Origin of the sequence: Streptomyces sp. NPDC059037, assembly GCF_042740015.1 — a bacterium.
Lineage (GTDB): Bacteria > Actinomycetota > Actinomycetes > Streptomycetales > Streptomycetaceae > Streptomyces.
In genome coordinates this window covers 1-8,685 of the sequence record NZ_JBHYIG010000364.1, presented here as the reverse complement: position 1 = coordinate 8,685, position 8,685 = coordinate 1, and the positions used below count along the sequence as shown (strand labels likewise).

General features: G+C 68.4%; 7 protein-coding genes. 1 reads left to right on the top strand and 6 read right to left on the bottom strand.

Annotation, left to right across the window (positions count from 1 at the left end; genetic code table 11):
- Positions 1-901: 901 nt before the first annotated feature.
- Positions 902-2,710, bottom strand: coding sequence for a helix-turn-helix domain-containing protein (locus tag ACFWY6_RS41840; protein WP_384702057.1), 1,809 nt, complete (start codon positions 2,708-2,710; stop codon positions 902-904).
- A 548-nt stretch (positions 2,711-3,258) separates the two neighbouring features.
- On the opposite strand from ACFWY6_RS41840, the gene ACFWY6_RS41835 reads away from it, so the two are divergent.
- Complete coding sequence (locus ACFWY6_RS41835; protein WP_384702055.1) at positions 3,259-3,921, top strand: hypothetical protein; 663 nt, start codon at positions 3,259-3,261, stop codon at positions 3,919-3,921.
- A 198-nt stretch (positions 3,922-4,119) separates the two neighbouring features.
- On the opposite strand, the gene ACFWY6_RS41830 is transcribed toward ACFWY6_RS41835, so the two are convergent.
- From ACFWY6_RS41830 to ACFWY6_RS41810, 5 genes are all read right to left on the bottom strand, one after another.
- Positions 4,120-4,296: a hypothetical protein gene (locus tag ACFWY6_RS41830; RefSeq protein WP_384702053.1), complete on the bottom strand. Its 177-nt coding sequence runs from the start codon at positions 4,294-4,296 to the stop codon at positions 4,120-4,122.
- The gene (locus ACFWY6_RS41825) at positions 4,293-4,508 is read right to left on the bottom strand and encodes a hypothetical protein (protein WP_384702050.1); all 216 of its coding nucleotides are present in this window, start codon (positions 4,506-4,508) and stop codon (positions 4,293-4,295) included. The genes ACFWY6_RS41830 and ACFWY6_RS41825 overlap by 4 nt, the downstream gene beginning before the upstream one ends.
- 531 nt (positions 4,509-5,039) lie before the next feature.
- Positions 5,040-6,449, bottom strand: a complete 1,410-nt coding sequence (locus ACFWY6_RS41820; protein ID WP_384702047.1) for a cytochrome P450 — start codon at positions 6,447-6,449, stop codon at positions 5,040-5,042.
- A gap of 140 nt (positions 6,450-6,589) precedes the next feature.
- Positions 6,590-7,804, bottom strand: a complete 1,215-nt coding sequence (locus ACFWY6_RS41815) for a DUF6545 domain-containing protein (protein ID WP_384702044.1) — start codon at positions 7,802-7,804, stop codon at positions 6,590-6,592.
- Positions 7,804-8,484 carry a hypothetical protein gene (locus ACFWY6_RS41810; RefSeq protein WP_384702041.1) on the bottom strand — a complete coding sequence of 227 codons (681 nt, stop codon included), beginning with the start codon at positions 8,482-8,484 and terminating at the stop codon, positions 7,804-7,806. Before ACFWY6_RS41810 ends, ACFWY6_RS41815 begins: the two co-directional genes overlap by 1 nt.
- Between the last annotated feature and the right edge of the window lie 201 nt (positions 8,485-8,685).

Below are 8,685 nucleotides of genomic sequence, written 5' to 3'. Positions count from 1 at the left end.
TTAACCCCGCCCGGGGGGGGGGGTGCCCGCGGGGGGGGTGTGGGGGGGGGGGGCGCCCGGGGGGGGGGGGGGGGGGGGGGGGGGGGGGGGGGGGGGCCCCCCCCGGGCCCGGGTCCACCCCCGCCCGTCGCCGTCGTGCTGTATCACGTCGGCGGACCCCGGTGGTTCGAAGTGACTTGGACTGCTGCTGACTCTGCTGAGAGTCGGTCGCACAGGCCCGGTGCAAGGGCCTGGTAGTGCACTGGCGAGTGCGGGTTCCGGGTGTGTGGCTTCCATCCACTCCCCCGGTGCCCGCCTCCTGGTGCTCGCGCCGCTGGCTGCGCCGCTCACGCTCGGCCCGTTTACTGCAGACTTCGGACCATCCGCTCCCCCTAGCCGACCAAAAGGCCGGGCCCATGCCGTGCCGAGATCGTCCGCTCCGGTGCTCATCTCGCCCGACCCTCGCCGCACTTGGTCTTGGCAGACCAGATCCGGCTGGGCTGGCAACGGCAACAGCAACGGCAACGGCAACGCTATGCATACGCGGATTGCATTGCTATGAAGCATATGCACCACTCTGAGGATGCAGTCTGTACCTTCTGCCTCACGAGGTGCACGGGCCGCCCTGACGTGCACCTCCCGGCACGAAGCATCCGCGATACTGCACACCGGCCAGGCTTGGGCAGGAGCATCCGAGGAGACGGGCGGGGCAGGAAGGCATTCCGGCTCCCCGGCTTCCCTCCACTCCAGCGGAGCAGTGCACTCCGGCGCCGCGCCGCGCGCGCCCGGCCACCGACCGGCCAAGGCCCGCTGCTGCACGGCGAGTTGGCATCGGCCCCGCTCAGGTCAGCCGCCCGCACCGCAGCGCGCGGAGAAGGCCGGCGCGCTGGGGCGGCCTCGGTGTACGAGGGCCTGGGAGGGTTCATGCCGCCGCGCACAGCGCACTCCCGAGGCAGGCGCCAGACCTGCCGGTGACGAGGTACAGCGCGGCCATGAGGTCGCGCATCCCGGCCAGCGACGACAAGTCGCGGGACATATGCCCTTCCAGGGCCCGCAGGTGGGAGCGGACGGTGCCCTCCGAGAGGCCCAGCATCCGCGCAGTGGGCTCGAGGTGCGCAGCGCAGGCGAGCCAGGCCTGTGCGGTGGCGAGCAGTTCCCGGCGGTCGGCACCGGCGTAGCACAGCAGTTGCTCGGCCCAGGCGTGCAGATGGGGCTTGGCCAGCAGATCCCGCAGTGCGGGCGGCTCACCCGCGTGGGACGCGGCGGAGGACTCGGTCAGAGCGCGGTGGGTGACCAGTTCGAGCGCCAGGCCGACGATGATGCGGTTGTGGACCTGGGTGAGGTCCAGGCCCAGCAGCCCTCCGGCACGCGCCACCCGGCGGGTCACGGTGTTGCGGTGCAGATCCAGGCGCCGGGCAGCGACCGTGTTCGGGTAAGCGAGGGCCGCGGGCAGGGTGTCGCGGAACAAGGGCCACGAGTGGTCGGCTTCCAGCGGGCGCAGTAGGTGCCGTGCCCAGTGCTGGGCGGCTTGTGGCGGCAGGAGGCTGACGAGGTCCGTGTGCTGGGCGGACAGGGCGACGGAGTCGGGCTGGTGGAGGGCGAAGCGGGCGGCCGAGACTGCCTCGTGCAAGGCTTCGCCGAGCAGGGACAGGGAGTAGACGCCGCTGCCGCCGAGCGAGGTAACGGGTCCTTGAGCGCCGACCAGGTGGGCGAGGTCCTGCGCCACGGTTTCATCGCTGTGCCCGGAGCGCAGGGGCTGGATCACCAGGATCCGTCCGGTATCGCGCGGGTCGGCGACGACCAGGGCACGGCCTGCCGTGACGGTCTCGCAACGGCGTACTGCTCCGCTGCGGCCGACGGAGTCGGTCTGGACCACGAAGACGCGGCCGCAGTCCGCGTCGAGGAGGCCCGGTGTCAGGGAAGCCATGACCCGGCGTGCCTTGCCGGGCTCGCCTGCCAGGAGCAGTTCGACCGCGGCGACGCGAGCTGCCTGGGAGGCATCGGCGGCCACACGGTACTCGCGGCAGGCCTGGTCGACGAGGCCGAGGAGTTTGGCTGCGTGCTGAAGGAGCCTCAGGTCGGGCTCGTCGAACCGGACCCGGCGGGCCACCGCCAGGACGGTCTGCGCGCCGCAGGACGAGGCCAGGGAGATGAGCTGGGTGTGCGGGCCGCACGAGCCATCCGGGGTGCTGCCTTCGACGGACTGGCGGATGACCGCCTGAGCCAGGTGCTCGGCAGCCGTGGAGGGCGAAGCCGCCAGGACGTGATCAGGCTCGCTCACCAGGACTTGGGCGTCCAGGGCGCAGGCCAGCCAGTCCGCGACCCTCTGCATGGCCCTCGGGTCGGCGAGCTGTGCGGGCAGCTGCTCGACCAAGGAGGTGAGTTGAGCAGCTCGCTGTTCAGCCGTGGCCAGGCGGTGCTGATGGATGCTGGCGTGCAGGCCCGCCCAGTGCTCGACGGGAGCGGCAGTAGTCAGCAGCGGGACGCCGATCTGGTCGGCGAGGTCACGGAGGGACTGCGGGTAGGGCTGGTGCCCGCTCCGCGCGGCGATGGTGACGACGAGACCGGAACAGCCCTCCGCGGCCATCCGCTGCAGCAGTGCTTCCAGCGCAAGTACTGCGCCACCTCGGACACGGAAGGGCAATGCGCCGCTGACCAGGACGAGAGTGCCCTCGGAGAGGGTACGCGGCGCACCGTTCTCCTGCAGTGTCGCCAGAGTCAACACGGTCACTCCGGTGACCCTCCTCATGCCGTGCTGTGCGGCGCTCCGTAACTCTGCGAAGGCGAGCTCGAGTTCAGGCTTTTCTGTGGCCAACGAGCCAAGGGTCGACATCTGCTGCTCTCCTCGTCGCGGGCCCGCGGCAGCGGGCCGGTCCTGGCGCCGGGGTCCGCTGCCGTTGGTGCCACGGAGTGTCCTTCCATCTGTGCCCGGGGCGGCGAGTGCCCCCGCCGGCCCTCCAATCCCGTTCCGTCTCCATCGCAGCCGTGAATTGCCCGGGCCAGGTCAGGCTGCGTCTCCGGTGAGGATGACGCAGCAAGGAATCTCCGCCCGTTGATGTACGCATGCAGGGAGGGTCAGCACCAGCGCAACTCTCGCTCGGCCAACATCAGCTAGCGGATAGATCTTTATGGAGCACCCCAGCTGTGTCAACATCTGTAAACACATCTGGCGTGGCCAAGACAGCCACCCGTACGATCACGGGCAGACACGCCGGAATATGCGCGGGACAGCCCCGTGACCCCTTCCGGCCAACCGGGCCACTCCATGGAGACCTACAGGTGACAGACGACGCCATCGAGCGGGGCCCAGCGGAGGACGTATTCACGCCATGGCTGGATCGAGGGAATCGGCTGCTGGCTGAGCTCGGTTTGTCCTGGAGCAGCATCCTGGACTTCAAGTCGATCAGTTACACCACGGGAGTCACACCGGCGCGCGTGCACGCCCGGCTCGCCGGCCTGCCTCCGCGGGCTGAGAGGCAGCGCTTTGCCGAGAGGCTGCGGTTTCTGTGCGAGACGCGACGGGATCCGCGCGGCAAGAAGTACTCGCTGCGCAGCATTGCAGCGGGCGTCGACTTCAAGCTCACAGCCAGTGCCGTGAGTCATCTGTTGAACGGCCGAAACGAGCCTGGCCGGGACACGGCGGCCAGGCTCGAGAGATTCTTCAAGGTACCGGTGGGCTGGTGCTCGTTGAGCGAGAGCGAGGCGCTGGTCTTGGCGATTAGCCCGGTGCTGGAGCGGATGGAGGGCGCCAAGAACGCCGTTCATGCCGTGGCCGCCGAACTGCAGGCGCACGGCGTGGTGTCCGTAGAGGCGCGTAGCACCGGGCAGGTGAGTCAGGACCCCGACCTCCTGCGCCAGTTGATGCCGACGGTGCTGTCCGCGCTGGCCGAAGTACGGGCCGCAGAGGGCGACAAGCCGGGGGCTCCGCGCCGCCAGGCGTAGGTGTGCAATCCGACCGAGGCGTCTGGCCGCTGGTGAAACGCGACCTGGGCAACCTGGCTGCTGCGGACCTCGGCAGATCGCCAAAGCCGTGAAATGTCGGCTCAAGAAAGTCCAGTACAGCCCTGACCTCGGCGACGGCTGCATCGCTGCCACCGGCCTGAGCCTGGACGGCTGACCAACGTCGGGAGCTGGTCCGGATCACGCATCCCAGTCCGAGTAGTCTCCGATCGCCACGTCGTTGCAGAAGGTCTCCCAGAACCCGTCGTCCGCGAGAGCGGTCCCGTCGGTACCGGAGAGGAGCTCGCGCAATTCTTCCGCCACCTCCTCGCACCTCTCCTCGTCGCCCTCCGCAGAGAACGGGAAGCGTGCGATCACGGCCGCGGTGCATCGGCTGAAGGAGTCGAGGTCGCGTTCACGTGATGGGCCGTCGATGACTCGACGCCGTGGAGCTGCACCACGTGACCACTGGCCACGTCGACGGTGATGTGTCCGAACAGGCCACTCGTTGCGACGGCGACCAGCCCCCGTTCGTTGATCTCCCCGAAGTACACCGGCTCGCTCAGCGGCCCGTACTCGTATCCGATCAACCCGCCTGGGATGCCGGTCTCCCTGAGATGGACAGCGATCTGGGCGGCACCTCGGGTGGCGCCTCGATGGTGATCAAGGTGAACTCGGGCTTCGGCAACTGCGGCAGGGGCTGGCGCTTGGGAAGATCCTCTCGCGATGGACTGCCCGGCAACACCCGCAGACCTGCGAGCGGGCAGCGGGCACCGACATCACCTATTCAAGTTCAAGAGCATCCGCTGCCTTGGCTGTGCGTGCATGCCTCTCGTGCACGACTCGGGGCGCCCCGTGGCGGCCCCCGAGTCATGGTGCGCAGCGGGGCGATCTCTACCGGGGCCGGCGCCGCACCTGCTTCAGTATGCGATCTCCGAAGTCCAGTACCTTGCTGATCGCGATGAGGAGCGCGTGGAACTGGCCTGTGGGTGCTGCTTGCATGATGGAGTCCTTTTCAACATCGTTTGTAGCGTCGGCGAAGCTTTCCCTTCATCCACCATGCGTATGCACGGTGGCGGGAAGCGCTCGTGTGCGGGCGTGTTCCCGCAGGTCGGGGAAGCTCAGTCAGAGGTGGCGCTGGAGGCATGGAGCGGGGCGTGCGCTCGTGGGTGTGCCGTCATCTGTAGTGAACTGGGCCGGACGGTGGCCCGGGCTACGGGCCGTATGCGCTGGCCGGGAGCCAGCTCGAGCCGCCACGCCTGGGTGAGGGTGGCGAGCGCGGTGGTGATCTCCGCCTGAGCAAACCGGTCACCGATGCATTTGTGCTTACCGGCACCAAAGGGGAGGAACGCTCCCTCGGACAGGGGCTGTTGGTCCTCGTGCAGCCACCGGTCGGGGTTGAAGACCAGCGGGTCGGGGAAGTGCGCCGGGTCGCGGTGCAGTGCGTGCTGGCAGTAGGCCAGCTCGGTCCCCGCAGGGAGCTCCCATGCTCCCAGGCGGGTCGGCTGCAGGGTTCGGCGGGTGACGAGCCATCCGGTGTGGTGCAGCCGGAGTGTTTCGGTGATGACCGCGCGCAGATAGGGCAGTTGGCCGAGGTCGTTGAAGGTGACCGGGCGGTCACCGAGAACCGTGGCGAGTTCTGCCTGGATACGAGCATCGATGTCGGGGTGCCGGGCCAGTTCGTACAGGGCCCAGGAGAGCACGGATGCGGTCGTCTCTGTGCCGGCCACGGCAAGGGTGAGGATTTCGGAGCAGATCTGGTCGGCGGTCAGCGGGCGGCCGGTCTCCTCATCGGTGGCCTGGAGGAGGAGTGAGAGCATGTCGCCGGTGTCTTGGTCAGCGGTGCGCAGCTCGTCGACCGCGGTGTGGATGGTGGCCCGCACGGCGTCGCGCGCAGCGGTGAAGCGCCAGTTGGCAGGCAGGGGCAGCTTCTCGATCCAGTCCGGCATCATGATGCGTGCCCCCACGCCGTTCATGACCACGGACAGGTTCTGGCGCAACTCGTAGAAGGCCTGCTCCTTGATGCTGCCTGAGAAGACCGTCGCGGAGAGCATGTCGAGCGACATCTTGACCATCGTCTCGCGGACATCAAGGGTCTGTCCGGGCTGCCATGCGGTCATGGTGGCGGTGGCCTGGTCGCGCATCAGGTCGACGTACCGGGCGACCTCGGGGCGCCGGAACGCAGGCTGCAGCTGGCGGCGCTTGCGGACATGTACCGCTCCTGCGGCCGTGACGACGGAATCACCGAGCAGCTGCCCCATCTTCTCAAAGAAGCGGCCTTTGTCGAGGGTTGCGGCGACGTCGACCAGTAGCGTGTGGATCAGGGCGGGGTCGTTGACGACGATCGTCGACTGGCCGGGCTGCAACTGGATCTCAACCAGCGGGCCGTAGGAACGCAGTGACGCGATGAAGCCGAGGTTGTCGCGCATGAGGGGCACTGCGTGACCGAGCAGCGGAAGGTAGCCCGCCGCCTTGGGTATGGGGGGAGACGCGGGGATCACGGCCGTTCCTTTCACAGTGGAGGACACCATGATCAATTTCCATACGGTCTCAGGAGGCAATCCTCTTCCCCGCGTTAAATGGGACACACAGCTGGCGGCCGAGCTGGAGCCTTCAACGCGGGGAAGAGGGGGGAGGCGGTCCACGGGTGCAGAGGCGGAGGGCTTGCCGCTCAGGCGGGCTGCGTGGCGTTCACGGCGTTGTTGACCGCGGGATGGTCGAGGTAGCGGGCCACGCGCAGCAGGTGGGCGCGGGTGGTGGTCTCCGCGATCGCCAGGTCGCTCAGTGCTTCGCTGCTGCTGGAGGGCGGGAGGACGACGTGGGGATCGTCCCGGCGTCGACGGGCAACGCGCAGGACCACCGCAGCCCTCACCACCACGAGGTCCTCGTCGGCCTCGGGTTCTGCGGCCCCCGCATGGGATCTGAGGTTCTGGTGCGCCTTCTCCACTGCCTGTGAGGCCTCCGCACCGGCCCACGGTTGAAGCACGCGGATGTCGTCGAGGATCAGGACGACGATGTTGGTCAGCGCGAACCGGCTGTTCCATCGCGTCACATGCAGGGGGGTGCTGCCCCTGTCGAGGGCCACGAACCGCCACAACGGCAGCAGCGCCTGGTAGTCACGCTGCTCCGCCTCCCGCGCAGCAAGCGCCGGTTTGGACAGCCCGTAACTGGCGACGAGCGCGCTGCTGCTGCTGGCGACGGATCCGAGGGCGGCGAGGACGTCGAGCCCGTGGTCACCTTGGGAGGCCGCGACGACGGCGGTGCCCGTTCCCAGGACGTAGAGGAAATCGAGGGCAACCGCCACGGCGAACAGTTTGAGGCTGTGCGCGAGTTCGGGGCGTTCGGGCAGGGCGATGACGCCGTTGCGGCCGCGGCACTGGCGCACGGTCGCGACAATCCCGACCACCAGGGCAGTCAGGTAGACCAGCTCGAGAGCGAGTATCGGCGGATGCTCGGCGTAAGAGGTGGCAAAGGTCAGCGGACGTGCGGGGCCTACCGGGCCGGCGGCGAAGAACAGGACTGCCATCGCCGACACGGCCACCGCGTACATGGGAGCCCAGGCGGTCACTGAGCGCCGCAGCGCATCAGGCGTCCGTCGTTGCGGATGCCAGAGCACGGTGAGCAGATGCGCGTGGCCGACGCACAACAAGATGGCCATGTTGATCAGCAGCGAGGGCAGGCTCGGCCAGCCCGTGACGGAACCCACCACACGGTAGACCGCCGGTGCGGACAGGGCGTAGACCGTTGAGGCAAACAGGAGGACCGAGGAGGTGACCTTCAGCGCCGTGTCGGGGGTGTTCCGTGCAGCCATGGCCTTGACCGTGCCTGCGGTGACACACACGGCGCCGATGGCCAGGTTGACCACGGTCAGGATCGACTCCAGCATCAGATGCCGGTTCCTCGGTGCTCGAGCGAGGAGGTGATCGCGCCCGTTCCGGCCGGATCGCCCTGCAGGGCCAGCATGTTGAGCGCCTCGCGGGCGAAGACCTCGGCCTGATCGAGACGCTCGTGCTGCGGAGCGCGCATGTTCACCGCCAACGTGCGTCCCTGGACGGATCGGGCTACGTGCGGCGGAAGTGTGGGCAGAACGGCCGAGAGCAAGCCCGGCGGCAGCAGTGAGTGATCAGGGTCGGAGGCACGCCGCGGCTGGGGTATTCGTACGCGGACTCGTGCCAGCCAGCGGGCCGCCCACAGCCTCAGTCGCCGAGTGCGGCCGCCGGTGTCCTGGAGCAGGTGCCGCAGCTCGTGCAGAAGGATCACCAGGCGCAGCAGACGCGTGGCCCCGGTATCGATCAGTATGATGTCCGCCTCTGCGGTTTCGATGTGCAGGCCGGACACATCAGGAGGCAGGGGCCGTTCGAGGACGATGATGCGCTTTCTCCGCCGCTGCTCGACGGCCGCCAGCAGTTGGGGAAGCCCGTCCCGCGGCCGCAAGCCCATCTGACGGATCAGTCGCCGGGCGTTACGACGGGCCAGCAGGACGGAAACTTCGTCAACTTCGTCGCGGAGCGCGGTCAACGCTGTGCGGCGCTTGCGATCGGCGTGCGGGCTACCGGCCGTGTGCACTGGCCCAGCCATGATCGTCGCAGATCGGACCTGACATCGCATCCGCAGTGCCGTCGGGGTGTTCTACAGCAGCGTGGCACCCTCCCAGTGGGGTGAAACCTCTGCTCGCCGACCTCTCCACACGCCCCCCTCATGCAGCCTGTAAACCCATGGTCACTGTGAGGTTATCAGTGGCTCCTGGGAATCAAACGGGGCCCAGCT

Excerpts from the sequence above, each read along its gene's own strand:
- ACFWY6_RS41820 (WP_384702047.1), bottom strand. The coding sequence starts at position 6,449 with ATGGTGTCCTCCACTGTGAAAGGAACGGCCGTGATCCCCGCGTCTCCC.
- ACFWY6_RS41815 (WP_384702044.1), bottom strand. The coding sequence starts at position 7,804 with ATGCTGGAGTCGATCCTGACCGTGGTCAACCTGGCCATCGGCGCCGTG.